We start from the raw sequence: 17,210 nt of genomic DNA, 5'->3' as shown, positions 1-17,210 counted from the left end.
GGCGCGTCTTCTCCCCGCGCTGATCCCACTCTGCCACCCTATCTTTTTCGTGGGTCCGCCCCCCCCCCCCCCCCCCCGCCACATTGGGGCGCTTGGGTCAGGAGGCGTCGAGCAGCCGGGAGGCCGACTTCGCCACCGCGTCGCGCAGCGAGCCCACGTCCGGCACCGCCTCGCCGTTGACCTGCAGTCCGACGTGGACCGAATCGCGGTAGGTGGCCACCGCGATGCCGACCGCGTGACGCGGGGCCAGCGGCACGAACGGGTAGACCGACGCCAGCCGGGCGCCGTCGAGCGACAGGCGGGCCGGGGGCACCGGCACCGTCGTGATCACCAGGTCGAAGAGCATCGGGGCGGCACGGCCCGCGGTGCGCGTGCCCAGCCGGTGCAGGAGCGGCGGGACACGGCCGGCCAGCAGCGGCAGCGCGCCGGCCCCGCGGCTCGGGCCCGCCGCCTTGTTGCGGGTCATCGCGCGGCGGACCATCCGCAGCCGCTCGACCGGGTCGTCCTCGCCGACCGGCAGGTCGCACAGGTACCCGGAAAGCTTGTTGCCGCCGAGCTCGCCGCCGGACCGGCCGCGCACGCTCACCGGGATCAGCGCGCGCAGCGTGCGGCCGTCGGCGCGCTGGCCGCGGTTCACCAGCCACTCGCGCAGCGCGCCGGACAGCACCGCCAGCACGACGTCGTTGGTCGTGCCGCCGTGGGCCCGGCGCACCCGGCGCAGCTCCGCCAGCGGCAGCCGCACGAAGCCGAGCCGCCGTTCGGCCGACGGCGGCGCCGAGATCGGCGACAGCGGCGGCCGTGCCGCGCGCACCAGCGACGTCGCGATCCCGGCGGCTTCGTTCGCCTGCCCCCACACCGTGCCCAGCGCGTCCTTCATCGTGTCCAAAGTGGAGCGCGGGGCCGGGATCGGCGCCGGGATCCGTTGCGGCAGCTCGACGCCCTCGAGCAGCCCGGCCGCGACCGCGTACGCCCCGGCGCCGTCGGTGAGCGCGTGGTGCAGCTTCAGCAGCAGTGCGAACTTCCCGTCCGGCAGCCCGGTGGCCACGGTGAGGTGCCACAGCGGCCGGGAGATGTCGAGCGGCTCGGCGATCCACCTCGACGCGTACGCGGAAAGGGGGTCCGGCTCGTACAGCGAGGTCAGCGCCGCGTGGTGGATGTGGTCCGCCGCAACGAAATCCGGGTCGTCGGCCCAGCTGGCGGCGCCCGGTGGGAACAGCTCCGCGCGGGTCCGCTGGCGCAGCTTCGGCAGCCGCGCGGCCCGATCGGCGAGGATCGCGGTCAGCGCCGCGGGATCCACCGGGCCGCGCGGGGTGAACGTGAGCACGGCACCCATGTGCATCGGGGAGGTTTCGCTTTCCAGGCACAGGAAAGCGACGTCGAGAGCGCTGAGCGGCGAGCCTGCCATGAGCGACCTTCCGGTTCACGGTTGTGCACGGCCACGTGCGGCGGGGAGGGAACCACTGCACCAGTCCGACATGACGTACGGGTGGTCGAAGTGTTTCCACGACGCTAACTGCGCACCCCGTTAATCCATTCGAGATACCCCAGGCTGCGGTGCCCGCCGTCACAAATCAACGAGATTCACTCGCCCGGGGCGGTTTCGGGCTCCTCCGCCCGGGCCACCGAGGGCCCCCATTCGGGGGTGAACGCGACCTGCTTGCCGACGCGGCGCACCGGCAGGCCGTTCGCCTGCCGCTTGCCCAGCCCCGGCCAGATCTCCGCGGCGTCCTTCGCCGCGGCCCGGATCGCGCCGCCGTCGAGCGTCGTCCGGGTCTCCGGGATTTCGCGGTCGCGCCACTGCACGACCAGTTTCAGCGGGCCGGCCGGGGGCAGCGGCCACAGGAACACGTCGTGCTCGACGGCGAAGCGCGTGCCGCCGACCGCCTGCGCCCGGAGCACCGGGCCCTCGGGCTCGGAGGCCGACGGCACCGAGATCGTCTCCGAGCTGGCCCGGCTGCCGTCGGCATAGAGCACGCCGACGAGCAGCCCGTTGTAGTCGGGCACCCGCCGGTGGCCGATCAGCCCCTCGGCCGGGTCGTCGACCAGGCCGTCCCGGGAGTACACCGTGACGCGCAGGGTCAGCGCCTCCGGCCACACCTCGATGGCCCGCAGCGCGACCACTGTGCGTTCGGACCGGCCCAGGGGCTGGGCCCACGGCAGCACGGCCGGGACGATGTGCTCGCGCGGGGCGTCGGTCCAGTGCCGGCCGTTGAACGCGTAGAGCTCCTGCTCCGGGACCGGGAACAGAGGACGCTCACGAGGACCGCCGCTGAAGAAGCTCATCGGACGGCCCCTGACCCACGGTCCGGCACCATGCGCCCACGGTAGGACAACCGCACCGGAATTTCCGCCCCCGTTCGGGGGTACCGCCCCGGCTTCCCGTGATCCACGGTCATCGGGGCGGCCCCGGACGTGGCGGTCAGTCGCTCAGCTTGAGCTCGCCGTTCTGCCGTCCGAGCTCGTCGGCGTCCTTCGACGGCGGTTGGGTCATGGCCTCCATCAGCTGGCGGGCCAGGCCGAGGCCGGTCCCGCCGAGCGACAGCGCCTTGGCGAACATGTCGGACATGCCGTCGGCGCCGTTGAGCACGACCATGTGGTCGATGTTGCCGAACGCGCTCGCGCCCGCCTCCACGATCTCCGGCCAGCGCTCGGCCAGCTGCTGCGCGACGACGGCCTCCTGGTTCTCCGCCAGCGCCGCCGCGCGCGCCTTGATGGCGTCCGCCTCGGCCAGGCCCTTGGCCCGGGCCGACTCCGCCTCGGCGAGCCCCTTCGCCTTCGCGGCTTCCGCCTCCGCGAGACCGCGGGCCTTGGCCGCGGCGGCCTCGGCCTCACCGGTCGCCCGGGTCGCGCCCGCCATCGCTTCGGCGCGCGCCTTCGTGGCCTGCGCCTCCGCCTCGGCTGCCGTCTTGACGCGCGTCGCGTCCGCCGCGGCCCGCAGCTCGGTCTCCTTCGCCTCGGCCTGCGCCTTCGCGATCGAGGCGTCACGGGCCGCGTCAGCCGCCGTACGCGTGTCGTACGCCTTCGCGTCGGCCGGCTTGCGGACCTGCGACTGCAGCCGCTGCTCGGCCAGCGCCGCCTCCAGCTCGGCCGCGCGCGTCTCCTGGACGACGACCTCCTGGCGTGCGGTCGCCTCGGCCAGCGGACCCGACTGGGACATCTTCGCCCGTGCCTGGTCGACCTCGGCCTGGTAGCCGGCCTGCTGGATCTGGCTTTCGCGGACCGCGGCCGCCTTCTTCGCCGCGGACATCTGCTCGACCTCGGCGGCCTCCTGGTCGCGCTGCGCCTCGGCGATGCGGGCCGACGCGGCGATCGCGGCGGCGTGCGGCTTGCCCAGGTTGTTGATGTAGCCGGACTCGTCGTCGATCTCCTGGATCTGCAGCGAGTCGACGATCAGCCCCAGCTTGATCATCTCCGTGGCCGAGGACTGGCGCACCTCGCCGGTGAGCGCGTCCCGGTTGTGGATCATCTCCTCGATGGTCAGTCCGCCCACGATCGAGCGCAGGTGCCCGGAGAACAGCTCGTGGATCGTGTCGTTCATGCCCTTCTGCTGGTCCAGGAACCGGCGGGCGGCGTTGGCGATCGACGCGAAGTCGTCGCCGACCTTGTAGATGACGACGGCCCGCACGGTGACCGGCAGGCCCTGCTTGGACACGCACGAGACCTGCAGGTTGACCCCGCGCGTGTCCAGCGACAGCCGCCGCGCGGTCTGGAACCCGGGGATGACGTTCACCCCGCGGCCGGTGATGATCTTGAAGCCCAAGCTGTCCGCGGTGTCCGCGCGGTCGACCCGCACGCCCAGCCCGGAGATGATCAGCGCTTCGTTCGGCTCGGCGACCTTGTACAGCAGCCGCAGGATCCCGAAGACCACGATCAGCACGACGATGAGCCCACCCGCCGCGTACAGCAGGATTTCGACGAGATTCATGGCACCGACCCCCTCGTTCTTTTCTGTTGTCAGGTGTGTTGGTGCCCCTTCGACGCCGTCAGCGGCCCAGCGGTTGCCACCGCTCGACATAAACCGTCCGCGGCGGTTCGAAGTCGACCACGAGCACCTGGGTGCCGGAGGGAAAGGTCGTGTCCGGGTCGGCCGGGTAGGCGTAGAACGCCTCCGTGCCGCCCCGGACGTTCAGGAGCACTTCACCGATGAGGCCGGGGCCGATCGTGCCGGTCACGCGGCCTCGGCTGCCGATCATCCCCCGAAGCCCTTCAGCTTGACCTTGGCGCCCTTCTGCACCTTCGTGCCCGGCTGGGGGTCCTGCTGGAAGACGAAATCGAACCCGCCGCGGCCCCGGCCCTCGCGGTCGGCCCTCAGCCCGGCCTGCTCGAGGATCTTCTGGGCGTCCTCGAACGACTTGAACCGCACGTCCGGCACCTCGACGGCGTTGGAGACGAACACGCCGATCCGCTTCGCCTTCGCGGTCGAGCCGGCCGCCGGGTCGGTCCGGGTCACCGACCCGGCCGCGACGTCCTGGTTGAACTCCTCGCCCGCCTGGAACGGCTCGAACCCGGCCTGCTGCAGCAGCTGGAAGGCCTCGTCCTTGGACCGGCCGGTGACGTCCGGGACCGGCGGCAGCGGGATCGGACCCTTCGACACGATGATCGTGACCTGGCCGCCGATGTTCAGCTGGCTGCCCGCGCTCGGCGTCGTGCGGATCACCGCGCCCTGCGGGACCTCGGCGTCGAAGTCGTCGGCCCCGCGGACCGGCGTCAGCTTGGCCGTCCTGATCGCCTGCTCGGCGTCGGCCGGCGCCGTGCCCGGCTGGATGTCCGGGACCGTCGGGCGGCCCTTCGACAGCACCACCGACACCGTCGAGTTCGGCTGCAGCCGCACGCCCTCCCCGGGCTCGGCCCGCAGCACGGTGTTCGGCGGCGCCGTGTTGTCGAACTCCTGGCTGAACTGCGGCGTCAGCTTCACCGACCGCAGCGCGTCACCCGCCGCGGCCTGGTTCAGCCCGACCAGCTTCGGCACCGTCGCCGTCTTGTCCCCGCCGGTGTCGGTGAGGATGAACGCGAACGCCGTGATCAGCCCGCCGAACAGCAGCACCGCGGCGGCGATCAGGGCGATCCGCTTCCGGTTGTCCTTCGGCTTCGCCGGCTCGGGCTCGCTGCGGCGCCTCGGCGGCGGCGGGACCTGCCCGGCCAGGGGCACACCCGGCGGCGGGGTGCCCGGGTGGCTCAGCGCCCGCGTCGCGTTCGGGCGGTGCACCGGCATGGTCTTCTCGGTGTCGGGCACCTGCGGGAGCCGCGGCAGCGTGCGCTCGGTGTCGGCCAGGTCGCCCTGGCCCTGCGACACCGGGACCGGCACGGTGACCGGCAGCAGGCCCAGCTGCGCGCGCACCGCGGTCAGCTCGGTGAGGAACTCCCCGGCGTCGGCGGGCCGCAGCGCGGGGTCGCGCCGGGTCGCGCGGGTGATCAGCTCGTCCAGGGCGGGCGGCAGGTCCGGGCGCAGCTCGCTCGGGCGCGGGACGTCGTCGTTGACGTGCCGGTACGCCACCGAGATCGCGGTGTCGCCGGTGTAGGGCGCGCGGCCGGTGAGCATCTCGTAGAGCAGGATCCCGGACGAGTAGACGTCACCGCGCGCGTCGGCCGCGCCGGTGGTGACCTGTTCGGGGGAGAGGTAGGCGACCGTGCCGAGGATGACGCTCGAACTGGTCGTCCCGGCGCTGGCCACGGCCCGCACCAGACCGAAGTCGGCGACCTTGACCACGCCGCCGGTGTGCGGCCCGGACCGGCCGATCAGCACGTTCTCCGGCTTGACGTCGCGGTGCACCAGCCCGGCCCGGTGCGCGGCGGCCAGCGCCGACAGCACGGGCTCGGCGACGCTCAGCGCGAGCGCGACGTCGAGCGGGCCCTTGTCGTCCAGCAGGTCCCGGAGGGTGCCGCCGTCGACGAGCTCCATCACCAGGAAGGCGAGGCCGCCCTCTTCGCCCTGGTCGTGCACCGCGACGACGTGCGGGTGGTGCAGCTGTGCCGCGGACTGCGCCTCCCGCACGAACCGGTCCACGAACGACCGGTCGTCCGCGAACCGCGGATCCATGATCTTGATCGCGACCGGACGGTCCAGCCGGGTGTCCGTCCCCCGGTAGACGGAAGACATTCCGCCGTGGGCGAGCAGCCGGTCCACCCGGTAGCGCCGCTCGAGGAGCGTGCCGACCAGGCTGGGATGGGTGCGTGTCACGAGTATGGATCGTACGGAACCGCACACGCGTCGTGGAGGAGACCTGGCGGGTCACCCGTGCGTACTAGCGGGTGGGGGGACGAAATGTGGCACAGTGTCACCTGTGAGTGGGATTCCTGTCGCCGAAGACATCCTCGACACCGCCATTGCGGTCCTTCCGTTGCAGGAGGTGGCGGACGTCCTCGGGACATCGAGCAACAAGGTCCGGCAGATGCTGCGCGACGGGCAGCTGATCGCCGTGCGTCGCCGCGGCGAACTGTGCGTTCCCAGCGACTTCGTCGTCAAGGACGGGGTCGTCAAGGGACTGACCGGGACGATCACCGTGCTCGCCGACTCCGGCTACAGCCGCACGGAGATGCTGCGCTGGCTGTTCACGGCCGACGACACGTTGCCCGGTAGCACCCCGATCAACGCGCTGCGCAGCAACCACGGAACCGAGGTGAAGCGGCGCGCCCAAGCGATGGCCTTCTGACCGGCCGTACACCGCCGCGGCCGCGAGCTGGACGGCGGCCGCGGTCAGCAGGCAGGCCGGGAGCGACCACGCGGCCAGCGGGCCGGCGAGGGCCGCTCCCGCCGCCAGCCCGGTGATCTTCACGCTGGCCGCCGTCGTGAAAACCTGCGCGCGGACGTGCTCCGGCGCTTCGCGGTGGCGGATCGCGAACAGCGCCGTGAGCTGCGGACCTTCCGCGAAACCGGCCAGCACCGCCGCCACGACCAGCAGCGTGAGGTCTCGGGCGAGCGCTGCCACGGTGAAGCTCGCGGCCAGCAGCAGCGTGCTCAGCCACACCGTGCGATCGGGCGCCCAGGGCAGCGGGAACTTCGCGAACATCGCGTTGGCCAGCAGGGACGCCCCCGCCAGCACGGTCAGCAGCAGGGCGCCGTCGGCCGGGCCGCGCAGGTGCGCCGCGCCCAGCAGCGGGTAGCAGACCGTGACCATGCCGATCCCGGTGCAGGAGAGCGTCGAGGCCAGGGTCGCCCGCCGGAGCGGCGCGTTGCGCACGAGGACGGCGAACCCGTCCTTGACGCGGGTCTTCGTCGTGGGCCGCCGTCGCTTCGGGAGCGACCACGCCGCCGGCGCCGCCGCGACGACGAAGGCCACCGCCACCACGAGCCCGGCCGGCCCGCCGAGCAGCCCGGCCAGCCCGGGACCCGCCAGCGCGGCGGCGGTGAACGTCAGCGCGTCGAGCCGGCTCGCTCGTTGCAGCGCCGGTCCGGTGGTGGTGAGCGGGCTCGCTCGCCGCCGTGGCCCGGCGACCGCGGGCAGCTGAGCGGTCCAGCCGCCCGCGATGGCCGGGTTGAGCAGGCCCGACACCACCGCGAGCGCGACGACCGCCGGCAGCGGCAGGTGCCCGAACACCGTGCTCACCAGCGCGATCCCGGCGGCGTAGCCCGCCAGCGCCGTGGCCAGCAGCCGGCCCGGCGCCGGGCTGCGGTCGAGCAGCGCGCCGAACACGGGCCCGCCCGCCGCGGCGGCCGCGGTCAGCCCGGCGAGCAGCGCCGACCCCGCATGCGGTCCGGCGGCCAGCCCCAGCAGAAGCAACGCGGGTGCCGACAGTTCGTCGCCGGTCCGCGCCAGCGTCGCGCCGGTGAGGTATCCGGCGAGCCTGTAACGGCTCGACATGGCCAAGACGTTACAGTGGGGGATGGCCTTTCCGCACCGGGATTCCGTTCAGCGCGCTGTCGACCTCCTGGCCGTCCTGCTCGCCGAACACCCCGCCCCGGCGCAGGTCGAGCGCGTGTTGCGCGACCACGGCGAGGCGGACCCGCGCCTGTCGCGGCAAGACGTCGCCGAGTTGTGCGAGGCAGCGCGGGAGCTGCGCGAAGTCTTCGCGGCTGCCGATGTCCGCGAAGCCGCTTCGGTGCTCAACCGGCTCTTCGCGGCGTACGCGCGTCCCCCACGGCTGACCGACCACGAGGACGGGTACGGCTGGCACCTGCACGTCGACACCGCCGACGACGGCCCGTGGGGCGCGTGGCTGGTGACGTCGTCGGCACTGGGCCTGGCGACGCTGCTGGCCGAACGCCAGGACGTGCCGGGAGGGCTGTGCGCGTCGCCGTCGTGCGGGAAGCCGTTCGCCCACCTGGGCGGCGGCAGCCCCCGGCGGTTTTGTTCGTCCCGGTGCGCGACGCGCGAACGTGTCGCCGCGCACCGGGCGCGAGGGTGAAACGTCAGCCGTTGGTCCTGTCGCGCCAGGCGATCCACGACTTGAGCGCGCCGAGGTCGTAGTCCGGGCCGCCCACGCCGACCGTGAACGTCGTGACGCCCAGGCTCAGCAGCTTCGGGCCCAGCTCGTCCGGCTCGCCCTGGACGCCGCACGAACGCTCGATCTCGGCCGGGTCGCGGCCGACGTCGGCGCAGTGCTGGTCGAGGATCTTCACCTTGCGCTCGACGACCTCCGGGTCGCCGAAGCCGTGCCAGATGTCGCCGTGCTTGGCGACCAGCTTGAGGGTCTTCTTCTCCCCGCCGCCGCCGATGAGCACCGGGATCTTGCGGGTCGGCGCCGGGTTCAGCTTGCCCAGCCGCGACTCGATGCGCGGCAGCGACTCCGCGAGGTCGTCGAGGCGGCCGCCCGCCGTGCCGAACTCGTAGCCGTACTCGTCGTAGTCCTTCTCGAACCAGCCGGAGCCGATGCCGAGGATGAGCCGCCCGCCGGAGATGTGGTCGACGGTGCGGGCCATGTCGGCCAGCAGCTCGGGATTGCGGTAGCTGTTGCAGGTCACGAGGGCGCCGATCTCCACCCGGGACGTCGACTCCGCCCACGCGCCGAGCATCGTCCAGCATTCGAAGTGCTGACCCTCGGGGTCGCCGTACAGCGGATAGAAGTGGTCCCAGTTGAAGACGATGTCGGCGCCGAGGTCCTCGGCGGCCGACGCGGTGCGCCGGATGGTGTCGTAGTCGGCGTGCTGCGGCTGGAGTTGCAGCCCGATCCGGATCGGTCGTTTGGTCATGAACGCAGCCTACGACCGCCGCGGAACGTCTCGCTCGTCCAGACCGCGGCCAACGGGGGTAGTGCCACTACCAGCCTGCGCCGCTTGGGCACCACCGCGCGCCGGGTCAGCACGTCGTAGTCCAGCGCGGCGATCTCGTCGAGGATCCCCTCGTACAGCGTCAACGCCGTCCGCACGCACGGCCGCGATTCGGGGCGCAGCAACGGAACCCCCGCTTCGGCCCGCCGGTACACCGCCCGGGTCCTGGCGACGAAGTACGCCATCGCCGCGCGGATCCGCGGGTCCGGACGCCGCTGCTCAAGGAGCTCACGGGAGACGCCGAAGGCGGCCAGCTCCGCCAGCGGCAGGTACAGCCGGCCCCGGTCGAGGTCTTCGCCGACGTCGCGCAGGAAGTTCGTCAGCTGGAACGCCTCGCCCAAGGCGATGGCCCCCGGCGAAGCGTCGGCGAGCGGGCCGACCGTGCCGAACACCGGCAGCATCTGCAGCCCGATCACCGCGGCCGAGCCGTACATGTATTCGCCCAGCTCCGCGAACGTCGCGTACTCGGCGGGCTTCAGGTCCATCCGCATGGACTTCAGGAACGCGTCGAACAGGTCGCGCTCGATGCCGTACCGGCGCACCGTGTCCGACAGCGCCGCGAGCACCGGGTCGTCCGGTGTCCCGCCCGCGAAGACGACGTCGACCATGGCCGCGACGCGGTCCAGTTCCGCCGCCGGATCACTGCCCGGGGACGGGTTGTCGACCAGCTCGTCGGCCATCCGCGCGAATCCGTACAGCGTGTGCGCGGCCGGCCGGGCCCGCGCCGGCAGCAAGCGCGTTGCCAGGAAGAACGTGCGCCCGTAATGCGCGTTGATGCGACGGCATTCGGTGTAGGCGGCGCGCAGGGCCGGTTCGGTGATGCCCGCTGCGTCGAGTTCGTTCACCGGCCGGTGATCCTTTCCGCTGCCAGTCGCCCGGAGATGAGCACCGGCGGGATGCCGACGCCCGGAGTCGTGCCGCAGCCGGCGAGCACCACGTTGTCGGCCGCGCGCACCAGGTTCGCCGGCCGGAACGGGCCGGTCTGCGTGAACGTGTGCGCCAGCGAGAACGGCGTCCCGGCCGCGAGCCCGCGGGCCGCCCAGTCCGCCGGGGTGATCGTCTCGTCGACGGTGAACTCGTCGCCGAATCCGGTCAGCCCGCGTGTCTCGAGCGTGCGAAGCAGCTCTTCGCGGTACGGCCCGCGGACGCGCTCCCAGTCGATCGGCCCGCCACGCAGGTTCGGCGACGGCGCCAGCACCGAGACGATTTCGCCGCCGCGCCCGGCCAGCCCCGGGTCGGTCGCCGTCGGCCGTGTCACCAGCAGCGACGGGTCGCTCATGAGTTTTCCTTCGCGGATGATCTCCGCGAACGTCCGCTCCCAGGCGTCGCCGAAGAAGATCGTGTGGTGCCCCAGGTTCCACGCCTTCGTGGCGCGGCCGTGCAGGACGACGGCGGACGGCGAATAGCGCAACGGCAGTGGTCGCCGTGGCCGCGCTCCGAGGAGCCGGTACGCCGTGCTCAGCTCAGTGGCCAGCACGACGGCGTCGCACTCGATCCGCTCGCCCGAGCGCGTGCGGACCGCGCGCACCCGCGAGGAGACCCGCTCGAGCCAGGCCGCTTCGGTGCCGAACCGCACGTCCGCGCCCGCCCGTGTGGCGGCGCCGGCCATCGCCCGGCCGATCTCGCCCATCCCGCCCTCGGGGTAGTAGACGCCGCCGACGGTGTCCATGTAGGCGATGACGCCGTACGCGCCGATCGCGCGGGCCGGGTCGAGACCCGCGTAGAGCGACTGGAAGGAGAAGAGCCGCCGGACCCGCTCGTCGCGCAGGTAGCGGCCGACGCGCGGGCCGAGCCTGCCGAACCCGCCGAGCGCGGCGAGCTTCACCAGTTCGGGGCGCGCCAGGTCGAGCGGCGAATCGAAGTTCGCCGCAAGGAAGTGGTCCTTCTGCACGGCGTACAGCTCGGTCAGCCAGCGCCGCAGCGCCCGGTAGCCCGCCGCCTCGCGGGCGCCGGCGAAGGCGCGGATCTCGGCCTCCATGGCGTCGCCGTCGGTACGCAGCGCCAGTTCCGAGCCGTCGGCGAACCGCGCCCGGTACGCCGGGTCGAGCCGGGTCAGGCGCAGGTTCTTGGCCAGGGGCTCGCCGACCGCGGCGAACGCCTCGTCCAGCAGCTCCGGCATGGTCAGCACGCTCGCGCCGGTGTCCACGGCGTTGCCGTCGAAGCGCTGCTGCCCGGTCCGGCCGCCGGGGGCGTCCGCCTGCTCCAGGAGCGTGACGCGGCGGCCCGCGCCGAGCAGGTGCAGGGCCGCCGACAGCCCGGCGAGGCCGGCGCCGATCACGACGACGTGGTCGGCCGGTCCGGCGGACCTCCTGGTTCCCCGCACCTCAGTACGTCCGCTGGGTGGCCTTGACGACCAGCCCGGTCAGCGCGGCGGGCGCCGGCTCGGCCAGGTGCGCGCGCTCCAGCGCGGCCATCGCCGCCGTCGTCAGCTCGTCGATCCGCCGCTCGATCGCGTCGACCGCGCCGACCTGCCGCAACGCCATCCGGACGGTCTCCACGCCCTCGTCGGACAGGTCCGCGTCGCCGATCGCGTCCGCGATGACCGTGGCCGCGGCCTTCTCGCCCTTCTCGGCGGCCAGCTGCAGGCCGAGCGCCATGAGCAGCGTGCGCTTGCCCTCGCGCAGGTCGTCCCCGGCGGGCTTGCCGGTGACCGACGGGTCGCCGAACACGCCCAGCAGGTCGTCGCGCAGCTGAAAGGCGACGCCGACCTCGCCGCCGAACTCCAGCAGCGTGGCGATCAGCTCGGGGGAGGCCCCGCCCAGCGCGGCGCCCAGGTGCAGCGGCCGCTGCACGGTGTAGGCGGCGGTCTTGAGCCGGTCGATCTTCAGCGCGGCCTCGGGGGAGGCGTCGCCGGTGGCCTGCGTGCGGACGTCGAGGTACTGCCCGGCCAGCACCTCGGTGCGCATCGCGCGCCAGGCCGGGCGGGCGGCGGCGAGCGTCTCGGCGGGCAACGGGGCTTCGGCGAACATGTCGTCGGCCCAGGCCAGCGCCAGGTCGCCGACCAGCACCGCGGTGGCAAGGCCGAACGTCGCGGGCGAGCCGAGCCAGCCCTGGTCGGCGTGCAGTTTCGCGCCCGCGATGTGCACGGTCGGGAAGCCGCGGCGGGAGTCGGAGGAGTCGATCAGGTCGTCGTGGATCAGCGCGCACGCCTGGATCAGCTCCAGGCTCGACACCGCCTGCAGCACGCCCTCGGCGTCCGGACCCGCCGGGTCGCCGCCCGCGCCGCGCCAGCCCCACCAGGCGAACGTGGGACGCAAGCGCTTGCCTCCGGTCAGCACGAACCCGCTCAGCGCGTCGATCCCGGCGGCCACGGTCGGCTCGGTCGCGAGGATTTCGGCGCCGGCCCGGCCGAGGAACCCGGCCAGCGCGCGCTCGACGTTGGCGGGCAGATCGGCGTCGGAAACGGGCGCGTTCATGCCCGTAATACTCGCCGAACCCGCCGGCGCGGAGGCCGCCGGGGCACCCCGATGTGGTGAATCAGACTTTCGCCGGAACGGCCCAGAACGGCCCCGTCAGGCCTGCCTCGGCGAAGTAGGCGGCCGCGCCGTCGGGCTCGCGCCGCCGGTAGCCGCGCTCGAGCCTGCCCGCGTACCACCCGCGCGCGAGCCGCCAGAGAGTGACGAGGTCCATCACGTAGCCCTTGTCCTGCCCGGTCTCCGCCAGCCAGGCGTCCACACAGGACTCGCAGCAGAAGAGCCGCTGGTTCCCGCACGTGTGCAGCACGTCGTCCCACATCCGCGCGGCGGGCACCAGGAAGTGCGCCACCTGCGCGCCGTCGGGCGGCACCGCCCGGTCCACGACCAGCGCGTGCGGCTGGCCGCAGCCCGGGCAGCGCGTCGCGACGAGCACCTCCGGCTCATCCTCCACCAGGTGCGGGATGGCGAACGAGTCCCACGCGCAGCCGCCCCACCAGAGGGTGTGCGAGCCCATCACGGAGAAGCCGAGCGACTTCGCGGCGAACGGGTGCGCCAGCACGACGTGCTCGCACTCGTCGAGCACCAGGTGGTGGGCGTCGGCGAGGCGGTGCAGCGCCTGCTTGGCGACGGCCAGCGACCCGCCCGCCGCGTCGGCCAGTTCCGGCGCGGCGGGCGCGCGGCCGCGGTCGGCGAAGGCGTGGTAGACGGCCAGGCGCACGTCCTCGTCCCAGCTCGCGTCGTCGTACCTCATCGCTCACTCCCGGTGGTGCGGGACCAGTCTAGTCCGCCGTGCCCGGTCGGAGGTCGCCCGAACGGCTGTCCCGCGACGCGGACGGGGGCTCCCGCATCCCGGGCGGCGGCCCTTAACATTCGGGTATGACGTCGGTGATCGAGCGGTTGCGAGGAGACGGGCCGAAGTTCTCCATCGAGTTCTTCCCACCCCGGGACACGGCGGACGAGGCCGTCCTGTGGAAGGCCATCCGGGAGCTCGAGCCGTACGACCCGGCCTACATGTCGATCACCTACGGGGCCGGCGGCTCCAGCCGCGACGGCACGATCCGCAGCATCGCCCGCGTCGCGACCGAGACGACGCTGGTGCCGATGGCGCACCTGACCGCGGTCAACCACTCCGTCGCCGAGCTGCGCAACGTGATCGGCTGGTACGCCTCGGTCGGCGTCCGCAACATCCTCGCGCTGCGCGGCGACCCGCCGGGCGACGTCTACGGCGAGTGGACCCCGCACCCCGAGGGCCTGACCTACGCCGAAGAGCTGGTTCAGCTGGTGCGCGAGCTGGGCGACTTCTGCATCGGCGTCTCGGCGTACACCTACGGCCACCCGCGCTCGGCAGACCTTGAGTCGGACACGAAGTACCTGGTCAGCAAGCTGCGCGCGGGCGCCGACTTCGCGATCGCGCAGCTGTTCCACGACGCCGAGGACTTCCTGCGGCTGCGCGACCGGGTGGCCGCGACCGGCTGCGACGTCCCGGTGCTGCCCGGCGTGATGCCGCTGACGACGATGCGGACGTTGCAGACGACGATCAAGCTGTCCGGCGCACCGGCGCCCCGCAAGCTCCTCGACCGGCTCGAACCGCTGGCCGACGACCCCAAGGCGTTCCGCGCGGCAGGCATCGACGTCACCACGGAGCTGTGCGAGAAGCTGATCGCGGAAGGCGTGCCGAACCTGCACTTCTACACCTTCAACCGGTCGAAGGCGACGCGCGAGGTGATCGCGCGGCTAGGGCTGGTCCCGGCCCGTGCTTAAGTACGTACCACCGCGTACGGATGGCCCGGTAGCGTGCGGCGCATGGCTTCTACTGCTTCCGAAGGCGTGCACGAGATCTGTGACCGCTACGTCGACGACTACGTGGCCGCGGACCCGGTCGCGGCGACCGTCCACGGCGTCGCCGGCCACGACCACCGGCTGACCGACTACTCGGCGGACGGCTTCGCCGAGCGCGCCGGACTGGCCGCGCGGGCGCACGCCGCCGTCACCGCCGCGGAGCCGCGGGACGCCGCCGAGCGGGCGGCGAAGGCCGTGTTCACCGAGCGCGTCGGCCTGGAGCTGGAGATCCACGAAGCCGGCTTGGACGTGGCGGGCCTCAACGTCATCGCCAGCCCGGTGCAGGACCTGCGGATGGTGTTCGACCTGATGCCGCTGGAAACCGAGCAGGACTGGGCGGTCGTCTCGGCCCGGATCGACGAGGTCCCGCGCGCGCTCGTGAGCCTCCGCAACGGCCTGCTCTCGGCGGCCGACGCGGGGCGCGTGTCCGCGTTGCGGCAGGTCGCGAAGGTGGCCGAGCAGTGCGAGACGTGGGCGGGCCTGAAAGAGGAGACGGGCTTCTTCACCCAGTTCGTCGGCGGCGCGTCTTCGCAGGACTCGACGCTTGCGGCCGACCTCGGGCACCGCGCGCGAGCCGCGGAGGAGGCGTTCGCGGAGTTCGCCGGGTTCCTGCGGGCCGAGCTGGCGCCGAAGGCCCCCGTCAAGGACGCCGTCGGCGAGGACGTCTACCGCCTGTGGTCGCGGTACTTCGTCGGCGCGGCGCTGGACCTGCGGGAATCCTACGAGTGGGGCTGGGCGGAGTTCGCCCGGATCGAGGCCGAGCTGCGCACGGTGGCGAACCGCGTCAAGCCGGGCTCGACCCCGGCGGAGGCCGCGGCGGCGCTGGACGCGGACCCGAGGTACCGCATCCGCGGCCGCGCCGAGTTCGAGGCGTGGATGCAGCGGCTGTCCGACGACGCCCTGGAATCGTTGCGCGGCAAGCACTTCGACATCTCCGACCGCGTGATGGCCCTGGACTGCAAGATCGCCCCGCCGGGCGGCGGAGTGGGCGCGTACTACACGGGACCGAGCGAGGACTTCTCGCGTCCGGGCCGCATGTGGTGGTCCCTGCCGGCGGGCCGCGACGAGTTCAGCACCTGGCGCGAGACGAGCACGGTGTACCACGAGGGAGCGCCGGGCCACCACCTCCAGATCGCGACGGCGGTGGACCAGTCGGGCGGGCTGAACAAGTACCAGCGGCTGATGGCGTTCACGTCGGGCCACGCGGAGGGCTGGGCCTTGTACGCGGAGCGCCTGATGGAGGAACTGGGGTACCTGTCGGACGACGGAGACCTGCTGGGAATGCTGTCGGAGCAGCTGTTCCGCGCCGCCCGCGTGGTGGTGGACCTCGGCATGCACCTGGAGCTCCCCATCCCGGCGGGCACCGGGTTCCACGAAGGATCCCGCTGGACGCCGGAGCTGGGCCTGGAGTTCATGCTGACCCGCACGATCACGGACCAGGCCCACATCCGCGACGAGATCGACCGGTACCTGGGCTGGCCGGGCCAGGCCCCGGCGTACAAGATCGGCGAGCGCCTGTGGCTGGCGGCCCGGTCGGAAGCCCAGGCCAGGGCGGGGGCCGGGTTCGACATCAAGCGGTTCCACACGGAGGCGCTGAAGATGGGCGGAATGGGGCTGGACACGCTGCGCGAACAGCTGTCCCACCTGGACTGAGCGCCCGCGGGGCGGGGTCACCGGAAAACCGGTGGCTCCGCTGCCCGCCTCCCCGTTAGGTTCTCCTCGTGCGCCGAATCCTCTTCGTCACCCCACCGCCTCGCGCCTGAGCGGGGTGGTCCTCCGCCGCGTGGCCCGCATGGCCCGCGGCTGATTCGTCTTGCGCACCGCCCCGCGTCGTCGAGCTCCCCTTTTCCTTCGACGCAGGAGCGTTTCCCTTGGTGTCTCTGCCCACGCGCGCCCGTTCTTCGGCCGCGCTCGTCATCGCCGGTGTCCTCTGGGGCACCGGCGGCCTCGCCGGCTCGCTGCTCGGCGACCTCGCCGGCCTCCGCCCGCTCGCCGTCGCCGACTACCGGCTGCTCGTCGGCGGCGCCGTCGCGACCCTCCTCCTGAAAGGCCGTCCCCTTCCGCGCACCGCGAACGCGGCCCGGCGCATCCTCGCCGTCGGTGCGCTGTTCGCCCTGTTCCAGGCGAGCTACTTCGCCGCCGTCGCGCTCAGCTCGGTGAGCGTCGCCACCATGACCACGATCGGTGCCGCGCCCGTCTTCGTCACCCTCGCGTCGGTGCGGAAACTCCGTCGCTGGACGGTGGTGTCCGTGGTGGGCACCCTCGCCGGTCTGGTGCTGCTCCAGTGGTCACCGGGCGAAGCGATCTCATTCGGAGGCCTCGGCTGCGCCCTGCTCGCGGCGGCCGGCTTCGCGACGCTCACCCTGGTCACCGCGAAGCCCGTCGAAGGCCTGGAGCCGCTGTCGACGACGGCGTTCGGCTGCCTCACCGGCGGCCTGCTGCTGCTCCCGGTCGCGAGCTGGTCCGGCATGACGATCCCGCTGCACGCGGACGTCCTCGCGGTCGTCTGCTACCTCGGCGCCGTGCCGACAGCGCTCGCGTACGCCGCGTACCTCCGCGGGCTGGCCGACGCGCATCCCGTGCTCGGCTCGCTGTCGGCGGTGCTCGAGCCGCTGACCGCCGCGGTGCTGTCCGCCGCGCTGCTCGGTGAACGGCTGAGCGGCACGGCGTGGTGCGGTGCCGCCGTGCTCGTCGCGGCGCTGGCCGTCGGCTACTGGCGGCCCGAGCCGCGCTGACGACGGGCGCTGCCC

Annotated in this window: 16 protein-coding genes; 6 read left to right on the top strand and 10 right to left on the bottom strand. The window is 73.0% G+C overall.

Features of this window, described 5'->3' with window-relative positions; all coding sequences use genetic code 11:
* Positions 1 to 97 precede the first annotated feature (97 nt).
* From AB0M82_RS41485 to pknB, 5 genes are all read right to left on the bottom strand, one after another.
* Positions 98 to 1,405, bottom strand: coding sequence for a wax ester/triacylglycerol synthase family O-acyltransferase (locus tag AB0M82_RS41485; RefSeq protein ID WP_364734515.1), 1,308 nt, complete (start codon positions 1,403 to 1,405; stop codon positions 98 to 100).
* Positions 1,406 to 1,581: 176 nt separating this feature from the next.
* Positions 1,582 to 2,283, bottom strand: coding sequence for a hypothetical protein (locus tag AB0M82_RS41480; RefSeq protein ID WP_364734513.1), 702 nt, complete (start codon positions 2,281 to 2,283; stop codon positions 1,582 to 1,584).
* A 136-nt stretch (positions 2,284 to 2,419) separates the two neighbouring features.
* On the bottom strand, positions 2,420 to 3,925 hold the full coding sequence (locus tag AB0M82_RS41475; protein ID WP_364734511.1) for an SPFH domain-containing protein: 1,506 nt from the start codon (positions 3,923 to 3,925) through the stop codon (positions 2,420 to 2,422).
* A 58-nt stretch (positions 3,926 to 3,983) separates the two neighbouring features.
* Positions 3,984 to 4,193 (bottom strand): hypothetical protein, encoded by a 210-nt coding sequence (locus tag AB0M82_RS41470; RefSeq protein ID WP_364734509.1) that lies wholly within the window; start codon positions 4,191 to 4,193, stop codon positions 3,984 to 3,986.
* Complete coding sequence (gene pknB / locus AB0M82_RS41465) at positions 4,190 to 6,178, bottom strand: Stk1 family PASTA domain-containing Ser/Thr kinase (RefSeq protein WP_364734507.1); 1,989 nt, start codon at positions 6,176 to 6,178, stop codon at positions 4,190 to 4,192. Before pknB ends, AB0M82_RS41470 begins: the two co-directional genes overlap by 4 nt.
* A gap of 103 nt (positions 6,179 to 6,281) precedes the next feature.
* Between pknB and AB0M82_RS41460 the strand changes: the two genes are divergently transcribed.
* The 3 genes from AB0M82_RS41460 to AB0M82_RS41450 all read left to right on the top strand — a co-directional run bounded on the left by AB0M82_RS41460 (position 6,282) and on the right by AB0M82_RS41450 (position 8,343).
* Positions 6,282 to 6,650, top strand: coding sequence for an Rv2175c family DNA-binding protein (locus AB0M82_RS41460; RefSeq protein ID WP_364734505.1), 369 nt, complete (start codon positions 6,282 to 6,284; stop codon positions 6,648 to 6,650).
* Between the two features lie 457 nt (positions 6,651 to 7,107).
* Positions 7,108 to 7,446, top strand: coding sequence for a hypothetical protein (locus tag AB0M82_RS41455; protein WP_364734503.1), 339 nt, complete (start codon positions 7,108 to 7,110; stop codon positions 7,444 to 7,446).
* Between the two features lie 375 nt (positions 7,447 to 7,821).
* Entirely contained in the window at positions 7,822 to 8,343 is a 522-nt protein-coding gene (locus AB0M82_RS41450; RefSeq protein WP_364734525.1) for a CGNR zinc finger domain-containing protein, read from the top strand.
* A gap of 4 nt (positions 8,344 to 8,347) precedes the next feature.
* Here the strand turns inward: AB0M82_RS41450 and AB0M82_RS41445 are convergent, their stop codons facing one another.
* The 5 genes from AB0M82_RS41445 to merB form a co-directional block, all read right to left on the bottom strand.
* Positions 8,348 to 9,127: an LLM class F420-dependent oxidoreductase gene (locus tag AB0M82_RS41445; protein ID WP_364734501.1), complete on the bottom strand. Its 780-nt coding sequence runs from the start codon at positions 9,125 to 9,127 to the stop codon at positions 8,348 to 8,350.
* Positions 9,124 to 10,050 carry a phytoene/squalene synthase family protein gene (locus tag AB0M82_RS41440; protein ID WP_364734499.1) on the bottom strand — a complete coding sequence of 309 codons (927 nt, stop codon included), beginning with the start codon at positions 10,048 to 10,050 and terminating at the stop codon, positions 9,124 to 9,126. The genes AB0M82_RS41445 and AB0M82_RS41440 overlap by 4 nt, the downstream gene beginning before the upstream one ends.
* Positions 10,047 to 11,528, bottom strand: a complete 1,482-nt coding sequence (crtI, locus tag AB0M82_RS41435) for a phytoene desaturase family protein (protein WP_364734497.1) — start codon at positions 11,526 to 11,528, stop codon at positions 10,047 to 10,049. The genes AB0M82_RS41440 and crtI overlap by 4 nt, the downstream gene beginning before the upstream one ends.
* Before the next feature lies 1 nt (position 11,529).
* Positions 11,530 to 12,621: a polyprenyl synthetase family protein gene (locus tag AB0M82_RS41430; RefSeq protein WP_364734495.1), complete on the bottom strand. Its 1,092-nt coding sequence runs from the start codon at positions 12,619 to 12,621 to the stop codon at positions 11,530 to 11,532.
* A gap of 61 nt (positions 12,622 to 12,682) precedes the next feature.
* Positions 12,683 to 13,372 (bottom strand): organomercurial lyase, encoded by a 690-nt coding sequence (gene merB / locus AB0M82_RS41425; RefSeq protein ID WP_364734493.1) that lies wholly within the window; start codon positions 13,370 to 13,372, stop codon positions 12,683 to 12,685.
* A gap of 125 nt (positions 13,373 to 13,497) precedes the next feature.
* Between merB and metF the strand changes: the two genes are divergently transcribed.
* The 3 genes from metF to AB0M82_RS41410 all read left to right on the top strand — a co-directional run bounded on the left by metF (position 13,498) and on the right by AB0M82_RS41410 (position 17,195).
* Positions 13,498 to 14,382, top strand: a complete 885-nt coding sequence (metF, locus tag AB0M82_RS41420) for a methylenetetrahydrofolate reductase [NAD(P)H] (RefSeq protein WP_364734491.1) — start codon at positions 13,498 to 13,500, stop codon at positions 14,380 to 14,382.
* A 42-nt stretch (positions 14,383 to 14,424) separates the two neighbouring features.
* Positions 14,425 to 16,113, top strand: a complete 1,689-nt coding sequence (locus tag AB0M82_RS41415; RefSeq protein ID WP_364734489.1) for a DUF885 domain-containing protein — start codon at positions 14,425 to 14,427, stop codon at positions 16,111 to 16,113.
* Between the two features lie 218 nt (positions 16,114 to 16,331).
* Complete coding sequence (locus tag AB0M82_RS41410) at positions 16,332 to 17,195, top strand: EamA family transporter (protein ID WP_364734487.1); 864 nt, start codon at positions 16,332 to 16,334, stop codon at positions 17,193 to 17,195.
* Positions 17,196 to 17,210 lie beyond the last annotated feature (15 nt).

It is taken from the genome of Amycolatopsis sp. NPDC051128 (assembly GCF_040682715.1).
In the GTDB taxonomy this organism is placed as follows: domain Bacteria; phylum Actinomycetota; class Actinomycetes; order Mycobacteriales; family Pseudonocardiaceae; genus Amycolatopsis.
This window is presented reverse-complemented; position numbering and strand designations above follow the sequence as displayed.

What these genes read in the sequence shown, in the direction of transcription:
- AB0M82_RS41480 (WP_364734513.1), bottom strand. Translation starts at nt 2,283, where the DNA reads ATGAGCTTCTTCAGCGGCGGTCCTCGTGAGCGTCCTCTGTTCCCGGTC.
- AB0M82_RS41485 (WP_364734515.1), bottom strand. Translation starts at nt 1,405, where the DNA reads ATGGCAGGCTCGCCGCTCAGCGCTCTCGACGTCGCTTTCCTGTGCCTG.
- AB0M82_RS41470 (WP_364734509.1), bottom strand. Translation starts at nt 4,193, where the DNA reads ATGATCGGCAGCCGAGGCCGCGTGACCGGCACGATCGGCCCCGGCCTC.
- AB0M82_RS41475 (WP_364734511.1), bottom strand. Translation starts at nt 3,925, where the DNA reads ATGAATCTCGTCGAAATCCTGCTGTACGCGGCGGGTGGGCTCATCGTC.
- metF (WP_364734491.1), top strand. Translation starts at nt 13,498, where the DNA reads ATGACGTCGGTGATCGAGCGGTTGCGAGGAGACGGGCCGAAGTTCTCC.
- AB0M82_RS41430 (WP_364734495.1), bottom strand. Translation starts at nt 12,621, where the DNA reads ATGAACGCGCCCGTTTCCGACGCCGATCTGCCCGCCAACGTCGAGCGC.
- AB0M82_RS41445 (WP_364734501.1), bottom strand. Translation starts at nt 9,127, where the DNA reads ATGACCAAACGACCGATCCGGATCGGGCTGCAACTCCAGCCGCAGCAC.
- AB0M82_RS41415 (WP_364734489.1), top strand. Translation starts at nt 14,425, where the DNA reads ATGGCTTCTACTGCTTCCGAAGGCGTGCACGAGATCTGTGACCGCTAC.
- AB0M82_RS41450 (WP_364734525.1), top strand. Translation starts at nt 7,822, where the DNA reads ATGGCCTTTCCGCACCGGGATTCCGTTCAGCGCGCTGTCGACCTCCTG.
- merB (WP_364734493.1), bottom strand. Translation starts at nt 13,372, where the DNA reads ATGAGGTACGACGACGCGAGCTGGGACGAGGACGTGCGCCTGGCCGTC.